Origin of the sequence: Vibrio sp. 10N.247.311.49, assembly GCF_041467655.1 — a bacterium.
GTDB classification, from domain to species: domain Bacteria; phylum Pseudomonadota; class Gammaproteobacteria; order Enterobacterales; family Vibrionaceae; genus Vibrio; species Vibrio crassostreae_C.
In genome coordinates, this window is sequence record NZ_JBFSVA010000023.1 from 1 (window position 1) to 13,822 (window position 13,822).

Here is a 13,822-nt window from a genome sequence, read left to right on the forward strand (position 1 = left end):
TATAACTCTTTACCATGCTGTTCAAAAAACACTCACGAAAGATCAACACGCCCTAGTAAGCGGTGCGCCAACTTCAAAGGTAGAAACCAACAAAGGTGGTTGTTCACGGTGTACAGCTTCATTGTTACAGGCTTGAAGTAACAGAACCGACGCGACAACAACTGATAATTTTGAAAGGTTCATTAAATACCGCCCTCACGAAGCCAAGCTTTTACTTGTTGTCCGTCTGATAACACATCCACACCCGCTTCAACGATAAGGTCACCAGACGACAATCCGTCGATAACCTTGCCTTGCTCATCAAGAAGGACTTGTACTTTAGAAATCAGTTGAGAGTCAGGGTTATAACGCCATAGTTCACCATGGCCTACGTCTTTGTTTAACCAAGCTGAATCCACAATACCAATGCCGTAGTCAGATTTACTTTTCTGAACTTCAACTTGCGCTGTCATACCAGAAAGTAGATTGATGCCTTCTGGCTTTTCGATAGACACAACCGCTTGGTAGCTGTTGGTATCTTCATCTGGTTGCGTTGAGATTTCTTTAAAGCGAGTCGGGATACGAATGCCGCGGTGGCTGTCCATCACAACCCACATGTTTGAGCTCGTTAGGTCTTGAATAGAACGGTCTTCAAGCTTTGATACTGGAATTGAAAACGTCACATCCATTTCACTGTGATTCAAAATATTCAGTACAGGCTGCTTTTCTGCGATCAATTGATATTGCTTTCCAAACACCATCGATACCACGCCATCGAATGGAGCAACTAAGGTAGTGTAGCCAAGGTTTGTTTTTGCTTGGTCCAACTCAACTTCAGCGGCAGTAAAGGTGTTTACGGCTTGGTCGTAGTAATCGGTACTGACCAGTTTTTTCGCATACAACTCAGAAGCTTGTTTGTATTGGCTGTTCGCCAGATCAAATTTAGCTTGGGCTGCGTCAACGGCAATACGGTAATCCGTCGCGTCTAATACGGCTAACACCTGACCTTTCTTCACTTCTTGTCCCATACGAACATCGAAGGTTTCTATATCTCCACCCACTTGGAAAGAAAGTGCCGCACGGTCGGTTGCATCAACCTTTGCAATGAAGCTATCGAGATCAATATCAGTCTGTTGTGGGATTTCGAACAGCTTGACTGGCTTGATTACCTGCACATTTTCCTCTGACTGAACTTTGTCACATCCAGTTAGAGAGCCTGCGAGCAATAGTGCTGCAATAACAGCTCCCATGCGCTTGCTCGATATGGCATTGATCGACAAATTGAACTGCATGATGCCTCTCCGTTTAATTATTATTATTTATTACACAGGTGGGCAGTATATTTAATATTAAATAATTCTCAAGCTTTACTTTCCACTTGTGCAGTATTTTTATTTCAGTAAAAACAGTGTAGAATGTTGTAATCAGGTAATTATGTGAAATGAAGATGACCGAAAAGAAGCAAGGTAGAAGAAGTGCAAAAGACGCCGAAGAGACGCGTTTTTTGATCATGAGCGTTGCCGCAGACATGTTCTGTGACTTTGGCTACGATCGTGTATCACTGCGAAACATCAGTGAAAAGGCAGGCGTCTCGCATAGCCTTATCCGCCACCACTTTGGTAGCAAAGAAAAGATTTGGCATGCAATAAGTGATTGTTTACACGATTATTTTCAGTCTTACATCAGTAAGATTATGGAAGAGCTGCCAAAAGATGTTGCGCCAAATATCGCTATCTACCTGTTTAGCATGCGTCTGTTCACCAACATGATTCACTCACGTAGGCCAATGCAGCTTATTTCAGACTCTGTTCGCCAAGAAGACAACCTAGTTGATTACTTCATCGACAATGTCGGCGATGTTGAAAAAGAGATTAACGGGCTTGCCGCTGAGTACAATGCAGCTAACCCAGACAAAATGATCAACATTTACGAAGTTAAATGGCAAATGATCATGTACGCAAACGGCGCTGTATGCCTCACTCCCTTTATGGAAAGCACTTGGAATGAAGGTGATATGGTCACCTCACCCGAAGACGCCCTACTTAAGCATTGGCAGCTTTTCAACACGCAGATGGTCAGCAAGTTCAATATTGATGAAGAGTGGGCTCTAAATCCAACCTCGATTGAAGAGCTGATTTATGAAGTGCCATGTGAATGGAAGTGTAACCAGGAACATAAAGCTTAATCGGGTTCATAACCATTATGAGCTTATAAGATACAAAAACGCGCCGTTACAGAAGTCACTGTAACGGCGCGTTTTTATATGTATAGATCTTTAAACTGGAGCTTTGTACAGCTTATTAGCGACGTGCTTTACCGCGGTTTTGGTGAATCTTAAGCTTCGCTTTCATCTTACGTTTTTCTGATGAACGGCTTTTGCTGCGACCACCACGATCGGGCGCTAGATCTTTTTCAAGGCTTGGTTCAAAGCCCTCTAGCCACTCTTGAGGCAAGCGAGTATCAAGTAATCGCTCAATATCACCCAATAGGTAAGCTTCATCCTGACTCATCAAAGAGATCGCTAAGCCGCTGTTACCCGCACGGCCAGTACGTCCGATGCGGTGAACATAATCTTCTGCTTTAAATGGCATGTCATAGTTCACAACTTGTTCTAGCTGCTGAATATCAATACCACGAGCTGCCACGTCGGTTGCGATCAACGCACGAACTTTGCCTGACTTGAAATCGTCTAGGGCTTTTTGACGCGCACCTTGGCTCTTATCGCCATTGATTGATGCCGCTTTAATGCCGTCTAACTTAAGCTCTTTAACGAGAGCATCAGTGCCCTGCTTAGTCTTTGTGAACACCAACACTTGTTGCCAGTTTTTTGAACCAATCAAATACGCTAATAGCTCACTTTTACGCGACTTATCTACCGGGTAAACCATCTGTGTTACGGTTTCAGCGGTGCTGTTTTTTGGCGTAACTTGGATTTCACTTGGCTTCTGCATCATACGGTGTGCAATCGCTTTGATTTTGTTATCAAACGTTGCAGAGAAGAACAGAGTTTGACGCACTTCGTTCATGCGAGAAAGAATACGCTTGATGTCAGGCATGAAGCCCATATCTAACATACGGTCAGCTTCATCCAGTACCAGTACTTCCGTTTGGCTCAACATGATGTTTCTAGTGAACATGTGATCAATAAGACGACCAGGCGTCGCGACAAGAATATCTGCGCCACCGCGTAAGTTATCAGTTTGCACCTTCATGCTAACGCCGCCGTAAGCCACCACGACTTTAATGTCGGTGCCCTTTGCGTAGCTAGTTAAGTTATCGAAAACCTGTTGTGCCAATTCACGAGTTGGCACTAATACAAGCGCACGAACGAGCTTAGGGTTCGGAATAACGTTGTCTTTTGTCTCGATTAATCTTTGAATAATCGGTAAACCAAACGCAGCCGTTTTACCTGTACCCGTTTGAGCACCAGCCAGTACATCTTTGCCTTCTAATACCAATGGAATTGCTTGTTCTTGAACACTGGTAGGAGCCGTAAAATTAAGCTCAGACAACGTGGCAAGAAGATGCTCAGATAATCCTAGTTGGTTAAAAGATTTTGTAGATTCAGACATAGTATGATGCTCAAAGATTAAATAGGCGCGGATTGTAGCAAACCTGCATTACGCTGTTTACCTTTCCTTTTGATTTTTCTTCATTTGAAGCGCATTAAACTGCTTAGCTTCCTCTAAAACGTTGGGATAAAGCTCATTAAAGTGACACTGCAACGTATCATAGTGACGTTCGAGGTCATCGTAACATGCCTCGAGCATACCGAGCTTAGGCCTTCTCAACGCCATTCGCTGCAACACCACCTCTATAGATGACATGTCTTGATAGCTCTCTAACCATCTATGCTCAGCCATTTTCTGATGAACCATAACGAAATTTTCAGGCCAGTGTGGCTCTTGATGTTCAAAGATCTGCTCATGGCTATCTAAACAAAAACGCTCTAATGTCTGCTGTGAAAACTGATCCCAATGATTGGCTAAGCAGTGATCCCAAAATACATCGAGTGCGATAGGCGCAAAGCGTCGTGTTTGGTCTGAGAAAAGTGATTTTGCAGAACGAGATACATCATGACGATCAGTATAGCTATCAACAAATCGATGAAGCCTAATACCGTCAGAAAGGGAATCAGAATAGTGTTTATTAGGGTCGCCTTTAACAAAATCACCTAACAGGTTACCTGCTAAGTTGCTGTTACAGTGCTTGGCGATGTGAAGGTGTGCGAGAAAGTTCATTGAACCTCATTAAAGTATCGAGAACTAAGTAACATGGTAAACGTACTCGTTTATCTTCGCGAACTTTAATGAGGATAGTTTTGGTATGACGTGTGAGCGAATACGATTTGCTCAGTTTAGAATTGTTTGCTTTGAGAAGCTTTAGCTAAGAAAACTTTTAGCTTTAAAACGTTTCAGTTGAAACTGAATTAAAGATCTTAAAAGCTTAGTTCGAAGACTTGAAAAGCTCTTCTGCTAACTGTTTCACTGTCTGCTCATAGTCAGACAAATCAATGCCAATTTCCATAGCATCTAACAACTCTAGACTTTCGTCGTTATAAGATTGGTCACTCATTGTGCCCCCTCTATTCCTTGATGTGGACATGATGTCCGATTAACTAGTGCACCATCTTGGACTTATATTATGTCACTTTGATGAACGCACTCTACTCTACCCATTCCATATTCATAGCTTAAAGCTACTCGCGATCATTAACGCTTTTTTGCGCTAAAGGGGTATACGCGAACGACATATGTACTGCCACCTTACACCAAGTACAACAAATTACTCTATAAATTTTGAAACCGATCATGGTCAAACGTTTGCTTTGCTCAATTGAATGCTGACACGCCCCTTTGTGTAAATATTAATTTACAGTGGATGTTTTTAATTACAATAAGAATTGCATTTGGAATTAAACTCAATCAGAATACTTCAAAATCGAGATATTCTTTGGGTTTATGCGCTTAAGCTAGAAGAATTACAATGAAAACACACCCTAACGTAAAGAATTATATACAATGAATAAATCAAAGGTTTTTGGTAGTACTTTGATCATTGCAGGCACAACCATTGGTGCTGGCATGCTCGCTCTTCCACTTGCTTCTGCAGGTATTGGCTTTTCAACTTCACTTTTCTTGATGCTGGGTTTATGGGCGTTAATGGCTTTTACTGCGCTATTAATGGTAGAGCTTCACCAATTCGCAGAATCTGACGCTACCCTACACACGTTAGCTCATACCATTTTGGGGACAAAAGGAAAGTGGATTGCGAGCTTCGCGGTGATGTTTCTTTTCTACGCTCTGTGTGCGGCATACATAGCTGGCGGCGGTGCGCAATTTAACCAACGAATTTCGGATATCGCGGGTATCGAACTTAATGCTCAAATCACCACGCTTCTATTTACCCTATTAGTTGCCGGCGTTGTTACGATTGGTACACACAGTGTTGATAAAGTTAACCGCGTTTTGTTTGGCTTAAAGCTTATCGCGATGGTTTTGGTACTCAGCTTCCTAGCGCCAAACATTACCTCTCAATACTTAATGAGCATGCCTTTACAGCAAGGCCTGATTGTTGCGGCTATTCCGGTTGTGTTTACCTCTTTTGGTTTCCACGGCAGCATCCCATCAATTGTTCGATACCTAGATGGTGACGTTCGTTCTTTACGTAAGGTAATGATTATTGGCTCGGCACTGCCTCTGGTTATCTACGTTTTCTGGCAAAGTGTTACTTTGGGCGTGATTAGCCAAGAGCAGTTGTTGTCTGACACAAGCTTGGGCGCGCTATTAGTCTCGCTATCGCAAACGGTTCATCAATCCAACCTAAGCGTGATCGTCGGTGTGTTTGCAGACCTTGCACTGCTGACATCTTTTATTGGTGTGAGCTTGGGCTTATTTGAATTCATGGGCGACTCACTGAGCAAGAAACTAGGTAACGCAAAACGTGTTAAGACAGCTGCTATCACCTTCTTACCGCCACTGGGGTTTGCCTTATTTTACCCACAAGGCTTCATCATGGCTTTAGGCTACGCAGCCATTGCACTTTCAGTGCTCGCGATTCTGTTACCAACAGTGATGGTCTACAAGGTTCGTTACACTGATTTCTCTGTCAAACCACAATCTTCAGAAGCCAGTTACCAAGTGTTAGGCGGTAGCAAAGCGTTGTTTTTAGCAGGTAGCGTTGGCGTATTTATCATTGCGATTCAAGTTCTTATTTCAGTAGGGTTACTGCCTTCTTTAGGCTAATAAACCTATACAGAACTAATTTACTTGATTCAGATCTCATAAATGACATATCACTATCATTAATTTTCACAATTAGTCGATTGAAGTCACATTTTTATTGAGGTCGGTTATTTAGAGTCCACGGTAAAGGATTTACCGTGGAGTTTTTATGAAAGAAGTACAATTTCGAACGATAGACAAACTGTTTATTAAGATGTCGATCAACGACAAGTTTTGGGTCATTTTCTTAATCTTTTTTGCCGCTCTGGCAAGCCTAGCTGGACTGAACTACGTCAACAAAATGGAACACATTGACGTAACTGCAAAACAGCAGGTCGAGTATCAACTGCAAGGCATTTTATCAGCATCAGATTCCCCGGCATCTGTTCGCTCTGTTAGCCAGCAAACTCGCGCTCAACAAACCACTATTTCAAATAATGGTTCTGTGACTGCCACAGCACTCGCACAAGATGGCAACTACTACTCACTTACCGTTTCAACTAACGATATACAGAATCAAAAGCAGCAAGCACTGTACACTTTATTACTGAGCTTCTTGTGGTGTGTGCCTTTTGGCCTTTTCTGTTACTGGGTAGCGACTTTCCTAGGCGGCGCACTTTGGGTTCTTTATTCAACGACTCAAAAGATTGGTGATGGTGACTTAACATCACGCCTTGGCTTCCACCCTGGCCGTGATGAGTTCGGCACGATTGGTTGTGCGCTTGACCGTTCAATGGACACGCTTAGTGAGTTAGTCAACAACGTAAACCACAGTGCAGCAACGCTAAGCGAAACATCGGCTTCTTTCGAAACTGAGATGAAGCGCAGCGAAACACAAATCATGAGCCAAAATGCCTCTCTAGACTCTGTAGCGACAGCAATGGATCAGATGACAGCTTCGGCAAATGAAGTCTCTAACATCTCTGCACGCTCAACTGAACAAACAGAACAAGACGCGCAGCAAATCAACGATAGCCACGCGAAGGTTCAACAGGCAATCTCGGAAATCACCACCCTTTCTTCTTTGATTGAGCAAACCTCATCTTCTGTTACTAGCTTGAATGTGAATACGAGCCAAATTAACGAGGTCATCACGACGATCAATGCTATTTCAGAGCAAACTAACTTACTTGCTTTAAATGCCGCGATTGAAGCCGCTCGTGCGGGCGAGCAAGGCCGAGGTTTCGCTGTTGTTGCTGATGAAGTAAGAACACTGGCAAGCCGCACTCAGTCGGCTACTGTAGAAATCCAAGCGATGATTGAACGCTTACAGCAAGAGAGCCAAAATATCGCGAAGATCACCGAACAGACGGTTGACCAAGCGCAAACCAGTAGCCAGTTGATTTCAAACATTGGTCACGACGTAAACTCGATTGCAGATTCAGCTCAAGCACTAATGGACATGAGTATCCAAATCGCAACATCAGCCGATGAGCAAAGTAACGTTGCCAATACGATTGCAGCAGAGCTTAACGATATTCGAAGCCAATCCGATGTGATTAAAGACGTGGCTCAGAATTCTTCAAATGGCGTATCTAGGCTAACAGAAGCGTCGGTTTCTCTATCTCAGACATTGGCACGCTACCGAACTTAAGGATCAACTGGTGAACTAGCGGCGTGAATTGAAAACAAACTAATGAGGACTCGTAATGGGTCCTTTCTTTTTGGCTTTTGTTTAATAACATTACAAGAACCATGGTCAATAACGATGACATTATCAATTACCATGAAGCAAGTCGCAAAGGAGAGATTAAGAAGTGTCAGAACTGTCTAATATTCGAGCTTAGGAGTAATCTAATTGAACGGGTCTTTTTTCGCTTACCCCCTTGCTGCAGGTGACACATAATGAATAAAACAGAAACACCAAACACCGACGACATTGCATGCCCTTTATGCCAACACGACGAGTATCTGCTTTCAGAAAGTGGAGAAAAGTTTACTTGTGCATCTTGCGGTTTCCACACCAAACAATTTAGTAAGGTAGTCAGCCTTCAACTAAGCTCTACCCCACCAAAGCTGCAGAATTCGATATACCACCATTTGAGCAGTGCTTGCCATTAATCCAAACTGAAATTTCTTCTAAACTGTAGATATCCTGAGCCGCGAGTTCTGCTGAGTCGGCTTCGGGATCTACGATTGCTTCATCAATACTCGGGCGTAATCGAAACGATTGGATACCCGCGCGAACACCAGCCTCAATCCCTTTCAACGTATCATCCACGTAGATGCACTCATTTGGCAGAAAGCCCATGTTCATGGCCGTGTACATGATTAGATCAGGCTCTGGCTTCCAGCTGTTAGCATCAAAAGCTGAGAACACTTTGCCTTTGAAGTCGTCTAGCATGCCTGTCATCGCCAATGAAGATTCAACCCTAGATTTCGGTGCATTGGAAGCAATACAAAACTCGATGTCTTGTTGTTTGAGGAATTCAATAAGTTCGATAGCGCCATCCATCGGTTTTAAATGACGCTGGAACAGTGCTTGTAATTCATTGCGATATAACGGCTCAAGTGTATCAATCGAGATAGATAACCCAAGACGTTCTTGTGTATCCATTAAGATGTCGGCTAGCTTCCCGCCTTGAAAGTGCGCATAGCAGTCGTTGACGTTTAGCTCCGCTCCAAAGCCAGTGAAAACGTTCACCAAAGCTTGGCAGCACAGCTTTTCACTATCGATAAGTGTTCCGTCACAATCGAAAATCACACATTTAGTCTGTTCTAACCGCATAGGTATCTCACTCAGATTGAATCCAAGTTTTATCCTATAGTGTTCTTTCAATGCGCGAGATGATTGAGGTAACAGTTTGCAGATACAGGCTTATTTCTCTTCGCGAAATATGGAGTTGATCACTTTATCGCTCAGCATAAGCAACAGTTTTCATTAAATTAACCCAGATTCTACGAAACCAAATACTGCGAGGTTTACATAAGCTACTCAATTTCAGGAGAAAATATAAATCACTACTTCCTAGCCGGATCGTGGTGAATCGATAAAAAAAATGGCTTATAGGCTACTCAGATAGAGCGACAATTAGCTAACAACCGACTCTTCTAAGACCTTAGCTTCAAGCGAAGGTGAAGACGCATATTCTACAGTTCCAGTATCGGGGTACGAATCTCGGATAGCGACAAACTCGGATAAGTGTTTCAGTAGCAATTTAGTTAGCTGAGGATCAAACTGGTAGCCACACTCTCGCTCAAACAAATCGACCACCATATCTAACGGCCACGGTTCTTTGTAGCAACGTGCACTAAGCAGCGCATCAAACACATCGGCTACGGCAGTGATACGAGCAAACAGGTGTATTTCATCACCCACTTTTCCATTCGGGTATCCAGCACCATCCCAACGCTCGTGATGTTCGTTAGCAATGATTGCCGCGAGGTTGGTAATATCACCCGCTCCGCTCTTTAGTAAGTTATAGCCAGCCGTAGTATGAAGCTTCATCACCTCCCACTCTTGGTCGGTTAATTTCCCAGGTTTATCCAAGATTGATTCAGGGACTGAAATCTTACCCACATCGTGCATTGGGCTGATGATCTCAATCATCTCGACCTCGCGATGGCTCAAGCCACGATACTTAGCAAGCAGTGCAGACAACTTGGCTACACGCTTAACATGATTACCAGTTTCGCCAGAGCGGGTTTCAATTGCCTCTCCGAGAACATGAATCATATCCTTTTGGATATTCAAGGTCTGTTTCTGAAGCTTTAAGATTCGTTTGTTCTTATTCGCCAACTCTTTCTTTTGGCGCAGAGTGACAAATTGCATCAAGATGATCAGGCTCAAACCCGCAATCACCATCGACAGCCCCAATAACAACTGGAAGTTTTTGCGAATAAAGGATGAAGGCTCGTTAATGAAAACCGCTTCGTCAGGTAACGCGTTTCCACTAATCCCGTATCTCTTCATTGCAGGGTAATTGAATACAAAACGTTTGTTGTCTCCGGGAGTTAACGGTGTAGTAAAACCAAGTGGAAGGTATTTATCCAACGCATCGACGGCCTGTTCACCCATGCTTTGTGAGTGATTAACGTAACCACCGAGTACATCACCCGAAATATAGAACTGCCATAAAGCAAACACCGGAGCAGCACTCGCTTTTGACAACGTATCCGCAATCTCTTGGTAAGTGTGATAAACCCCTTGCTTTAACTCGGTGTTGTAATGACTGAGCAATACCGCATCGTCCGCAGAGATCCCTTCCAAAAATTGGCTCGTATGCTCCAGCGACAAGTCGCGAATTTCTACGAGATTGATATTTGAAAATTCAGCCATCATTTTGTTCATTTCTTTATGAATCAATTCAGACGTGACACTATAATCATTTACAAAATAGAGATTCTTTAGATTAGGTCTTAATTTGGAGATCAGCTTAATATTAACGTCTATCTGATCGTTCTCGTAAAGCACAGTTGCTCTGTCAGACACCGCGTACATGTCGGTGCTGAAATCATTGATGCCGGCTGCAACGACAGGTGTGGAGCGATCAATCAAATTAGGCAGAGATTCAAGAAAATTGGCTGCGTTATCGTCCGTCGCAATTACGCCATCAAATTTATAACCTGCATACTTCGCACGTAAGTAGTTCGCGAGAGAGTCGTAATACTCTGGGCTGTGGACACGCTTTGAATCCAAATACTCTATTGAGAGTTTAACTTCGGTTTGAGACTGGCTGAACGCACTGTCTATCCCTTTTTGGAAGTCAGCAGTCCATTGATAAGAAGGTTCGTATGAGTGTAAAACTAGGATGCGTTTAATATCCCAGTCGTTAGCAAAACTGAGTGAAGAATAAGCGCTAACACATAATACAGCGATTGATATCAATAGCTTGTACATACAATACCCTTTAAATAAGACGGGGTATTGTACTTAGATTAACGCTTTGTCAAAGAATCTTTAGTTCTCGATCCATACTTTATCGCAAGAAGCATGATCTTGTGCCCAAAAATCGTGTAACTGCTTAGCAAAGTTGTTGATACTTTGACCATTTTCAGCAACGACATCCGAGATCAATAGGGAACCATCCGCTTCTGTGACGATAGCGCTCGCCACAACTTCACCGTTTTGAGTACCAATATATAATACATGATCGTCAGAAAGCATAATTTGGCTCAAGAACTCAAGCATGTGTGCCCTTTCGATTTCATCTTGGTAAACGCTTGCTTGGTTGAGTGAAAATAGCACGGTCAATTTATGGAAATCGACTTTATGCAGTTCATCAATTTGGGAAGGAGTTTGATCTTGTGCTAGGAGTTGGTATGTCTTGGATGGAAGTTTGCTTTGATAAAGTTCACGGCCGAGGAGGCTCTCTTTTGCGGGGTAAGCAATATCGAGCTGACTAAATAGCCATTGGTTTTTCTTGTGTGCAATTTCAGGTATTTCGTTATTCATTCTTTTAGTACCTACGGTTAGTATCCCCAAATATCGCAGTTATTTGGAAGACATACGGTCGGCTGAGGTGCCGAGCTACAAGCAGAGAGCATACAGAGCATGACCAAGGCCAACAAGTACTTTAAATGCTTCATATTTTTCATTATCCAACAACATCCTTTAAGAACTTAACGAAAAGCTCTACACTCGTATCCAAGCTTTCAATATCCTTATAGTAAACAGAACTATATAAATAAAAAGGACTTCTTATGAAAAAAGCCTTAATAGCAGCAGGTATCGTGACAATGTTAGCTGGCTGTTCGGACAACGAGGTTGGCGACGTCTCACTGGGTTTCTTCACAATGAAGGATATCAAGATGTCTTCATTAGATGACGATAAGATCGCGGGTGTTACCTGTCATATCGCATCAATCGAAGCAAACCTTAGCCTTTCTGATCCAAGTGATAGCTCTATATCTTGTCGTCAAACAGGTGAAATTACACCAGAAATGATTGCTCAAATAGACAAGAGTAAGTCTGGCGAAGTGGTATTCAAGCAATCGAAAAGTATCTTCTTTAAAACAATGAAGGTTCGTCGTATCTACGATGCAGAGAATCAGTCGCTGCTCTACTTGTCTTACACCACCAAAGAAACAGAAGGTAGCTTCAAACACAGCCTTTCAACTGTTCCACTATGGGGTACAGAGGCTTACGTTGATCCAGCGGCGTTAGTACAGCCAACCGAGTAGTTTCAAACATATAGTTAGTTGAATCACCTGTACAGACATTGTGCAGGTGATTCAAAATGTAATAAAAATGAAAGAAACAGAAACAAAATGTGATATCATGCGGCAAAATTTTTTCACTGTATTTTTCATATGAAGTTTCCTGGACAGCGTAAATCTAAGCACTACTTTCCAACTCACGCACGTGATCCGTTGGTCAACCAAATTCAACAAACGCCTAAGCTTCACCGCGCAACGATTGTGGGTGTTGGCCAAACGATTGTTGATATCGAAGCCCGTGTTGACAACGAGTTCCTAGAAAAATACGAGCTGAGTAAAGGTCACTCACTGGTATTGGAAGAAAGTAAAGCAGATGCGCTGTATGAAGAGTTAGTTGAGCGCGGTTTGATCACGCATCAATATCCTGGCGATACTATCGGCAACACACTGCACAACTATTCCGTACTTGCGGACAGCAAATCGGTCCTGCTTGGCGTAATGTCTAAGAAGATTGAAGTTGGCTCATTTGGTTATCGTTACCTTTGCCGCACTTCTTCTCGTATGAATCTAAACCACCTTCAAACTGTTGATGGTCCAATTGGTCGTTGTTACACGCTGATTTCTGAAGATGGCGAACGTACGTTTGCAATCAACGAAGGCCACATGAACCAACTTCTTCCAGAAAGCATTCCTGAAAAAGTCTTCGAGAAAGCTTCTGCATTGGTTGTGTCGTCATACCTAATGCGTGGCAAACCTGAAGATCCGATGCCAAAAGCGGTACAAAAAGCGATTGAATACGCGAAAGCGCACAATGTGCCTGTTGTACTAACACTTGGTACTAAGTATGTGATCGAAGGCAACGCTGAATGGTGGCAAGAATACCTGAAAGAAAACGTAACCATCGTCGCGATGAACGAAGATGAAGGTGAAGCGCTAACGGGTGAAAAAGATCCTCTATTGGCTGCTAACAAGGCACTTGAGTGGGTTGACCTAGTTCTATGTACTGCAGGTCCTATTGGTCTATACATGGCAGGTTACACTGACGAACCAGCGAAACGCGAAACCACACTGCCATTGTTACCGGGTAACATCCCTGAGTTCAATAAATACGAATTCAGCCGTGCGATGCGTAAGCAAGACTGTAAAGACCCAGTAAAAGTGTACTCTCACATTGGCCCTTACCTAGGTGGCCCACTTGAGATTAAGAATACCAATGGCGCTGGCGATGGTGCACTTTCAGCACTACTTCACGACATGGCAGCAAATAGCTACCACCACGTGAATGTACCAAACTCAGAGAAACACGAGCACACTTGTCTAACTTACTCTTCACTGTCTCAAATTTGTAAGTACGCAAACCGTGTAAGCTACGAAGTGTTGACTCAGCACTCTCCTCGCCTTTCTCGTGCATTACCTGAACGCGAAGATAGCTTAGAAGAAACATACTGGGATCGTTAATCGACCATATTAGGCAGTTACCTCTTAAAGGTTAACGCCAAGTGAGATTACCCATTCCTTGA

At 43.1% G+C, this 13,822-nt stretch carries 12 protein-coding genes and 1 pseudogene; 5 read left to right on the forward strand and 8 right to left on the reverse strand.

All coding sequences use genetic code 11. The annotated features are described in order from the left end of the window. Positions 1–54: 54 nt before the first annotated feature. Both AB6E54_RS18400 and AB6E54_RS18405 read right to left on the reverse strand, forming a co-directional pair. Positions 55–183: pseudogene (locus tag AB6E54_RS18400) on the reverse strand (efflux RND transporter periplasmic adaptor subunit); the annotation flags it as partial. Beyond that, the gene (locus tag AB6E54_RS18405) at positions 183–1,271 is read right to left on the reverse strand and encodes an efflux RND transporter periplasmic adaptor subunit (RefSeq protein WP_017064636.1); all 1,089 of its coding nucleotides are present in this window, start codon (positions 1,269–1,271) and stop codon (positions 183–185) included. The pseudogene AB6E54_RS18400 and the gene AB6E54_RS18405, both read right to left, overlap by 1 nt. Before the next feature lie 149 nt (positions 1,272–1,420). Between AB6E54_RS18405 and AB6E54_RS18410 the strand changes: the two genes are divergently transcribed. Beyond that, a complete protein-coding gene (locus AB6E54_RS18410) occupies positions 1,421–2,164 on the forward strand; it encodes a TetR/AcrR family transcriptional regulator (RefSeq protein ID WP_017064637.1) in 744 nt (247 codons plus the stop codon). 115 nt (positions 2,165–2,279) lie between these two features. Here AB6E54_RS18410 and AB6E54_RS18415 read toward each other — a convergent pair whose 3' ends face one another. From AB6E54_RS18415 to AB6E54_RS18425, 3 genes are all read right to left on the reverse strand, one after another. After that, on the reverse strand, positions 2,280–3,551 hold the full coding sequence (locus AB6E54_RS18415; RefSeq protein ID WP_017059829.1) for a DEAD/DEAH box helicase: 1,272 nt from the start codon (positions 3,549–3,551) through the stop codon (positions 2,280–2,282). A gap of 57 nt (positions 3,552–3,608) precedes the next feature. After that, entirely contained in the window at positions 3,609–4,220 is a 612-nt protein-coding gene (locus AB6E54_RS18420; RefSeq protein ID WP_017059830.1) for an ACP phosphodiesterase, read from the reverse strand. Between the two features lie 205 nt (positions 4,221–4,425). Then, complete coding sequence (locus AB6E54_RS18425) at positions 4,426–4,554, reverse strand: hypothetical protein (protein ID WP_017059831.1); 129 nt, start codon at positions 4,552–4,554, stop codon at positions 4,426–4,428. Between the two features lie 446 nt (positions 4,555–5,000). Here AB6E54_RS18425 and AB6E54_RS18430 point away from each other — a divergent pair, with 446 nt between their 5' ends. Further along, positions 5,001–6,224, forward strand: a complete 1,224-nt coding sequence (locus AB6E54_RS18430; protein ID WP_017059832.1) for an aromatic amino acid transport family protein — start codon at positions 5,001–5,003, stop codon at positions 6,222–6,224. A 148-nt stretch (positions 6,225–6,372) separates the two neighbouring features. After that, positions 6,373–7,797, forward strand: a complete 1,425-nt coding sequence (locus AB6E54_RS18435; protein ID WP_017064641.1) for a methyl-accepting chemotaxis protein — start codon at positions 6,373–6,375, stop codon at positions 7,795–7,797. A gap of 408 nt (positions 7,798–8,205) precedes the next feature. Here AB6E54_RS18435 and AB6E54_RS18440 read toward each other — a convergent pair whose 3' ends face one another. From AB6E54_RS18440 to AB6E54_RS18450, 3 genes are all read right to left on the reverse strand, one after another. Then, positions 8,206–8,931 (reverse strand): HAD-IA family hydrolase, encoded by a 726-nt coding sequence (locus tag AB6E54_RS18440; RefSeq protein ID WP_017059834.1) that lies wholly within the window; start codon positions 8,929–8,931, stop codon positions 8,206–8,208. Between the two features lie 303 nt (positions 8,932–9,234). Beyond that, the gene (locus tag AB6E54_RS18445; RefSeq protein WP_102333464.1) at positions 9,235–11,043 is read right to left on the reverse strand and encodes an HD domain-containing phosphohydrolase; all 1,809 of its coding nucleotides are present in this window, start codon (positions 11,041–11,043) and stop codon (positions 9,235–9,237) included. 60 nt (positions 11,044–11,103) lie between these two features. Beyond that, positions 11,104–11,598 carry a hypothetical protein gene (locus AB6E54_RS18450; protein ID WP_017064644.1) on the reverse strand — a complete coding sequence of 165 codons (495 nt, stop codon included), beginning with the start codon at positions 11,596–11,598 and terminating at the stop codon, positions 11,104–11,106. A 248-nt stretch (positions 11,599–11,846) separates the two neighbouring features. Here AB6E54_RS18450 and AB6E54_RS18455 point away from each other — a divergent pair, with 248 nt between their 5' ends. Both AB6E54_RS18455 and AB6E54_RS18460 read left to right on the forward strand, forming a co-directional pair. Further along, complete coding sequence (locus AB6E54_RS18455) at positions 11,847–12,326, forward strand: CreA family protein (RefSeq protein ID WP_371725173.1); 480 nt, start codon at positions 11,847–11,849, stop codon at positions 12,324–12,326. Positions 12,327–12,455: 129 nt separating this feature from the next. Then, positions 12,456–13,760, forward strand: a complete 1,305-nt coding sequence (locus tag AB6E54_RS18460; RefSeq protein WP_017069885.1) for an inosine/guanosine kinase — start codon at positions 12,456–12,458, stop codon at positions 13,758–13,760. The last annotated feature ends 62 nt before the right edge of the window (positions 13,761–13,822 follow it).

Coding starts and splice junctions, on each gene's coding strand:
- AB6E54_RS18405 (WP_017064636.1), bottom strand. CDS start 1,271: ATGCAGTTCAATTTGTCGATCAATGCCATATCGAGCAAGCGCATGGGA.
- AB6E54_RS18410 (WP_017064637.1), top strand. CDS start 1,421: ATGAAGATGACCGAAAAGAAGCAAGGTAGAAGAAGTGCAAAAGACGCC.
- AB6E54_RS18415 (WP_017059829.1), bottom strand. CDS start 3,551: ATGTCTGAATCTACAAAATCTTTTAACCAACTAGGATTATCTGAGCAT.
- AB6E54_RS18420 (WP_017059830.1), bottom strand. CDS start 4,220: ATGAACTTTCTCGCACACCTTCACATCGCCAAGCACTGTAACAGCAAC.
- AB6E54_RS18425 (WP_017059831.1), bottom strand. CDS start 4,554: ATGAGTGACCAATCTTATAACGACGAAAGTCTAGAGTTGTTAGATGCT.
- AB6E54_RS18430 (WP_017059832.1), top strand. CDS start 5,001: ATGAATAAATCAAAGGTTTTTGGTAGTACTTTGATCATTGCAGGCACA.
- AB6E54_RS18435 (WP_017064641.1), top strand. CDS start 6,373: ATGAAAGAAGTACAATTTCGAACGATAGACAAACTGTTTATTAAGATG.
- AB6E54_RS18440 (WP_017059834.1), bottom strand. CDS start 8,931: ATGCGGTTAGAACAGACTAAATGTGTGATTTTCGATTGTGACGGAACA.
- AB6E54_RS18445 (WP_102333464.1), bottom strand. CDS start 11,043: ATGTACAAGCTATTGATATCAATCGCTGTATTATGTGTTAGCGCTTAT.
- AB6E54_RS18450 (WP_017064644.1), bottom strand. CDS start 11,598: ATGAATAACGAAATACCTGAAATTGCACACAAGAAAAACCAATGGCTA.
- AB6E54_RS18455 (WP_371725173.1), top strand. CDS start 11,847: ATGAAAAAAGCCTTAATAGCAGCAGGTATCGTGACAATGTTAGCTGGC.
- AB6E54_RS18460 (WP_017069885.1), top strand. CDS start 12,456: ATGAAGTTTCCTGGACAGCGTAAATCTAAGCACTACTTTCCAACTCAC.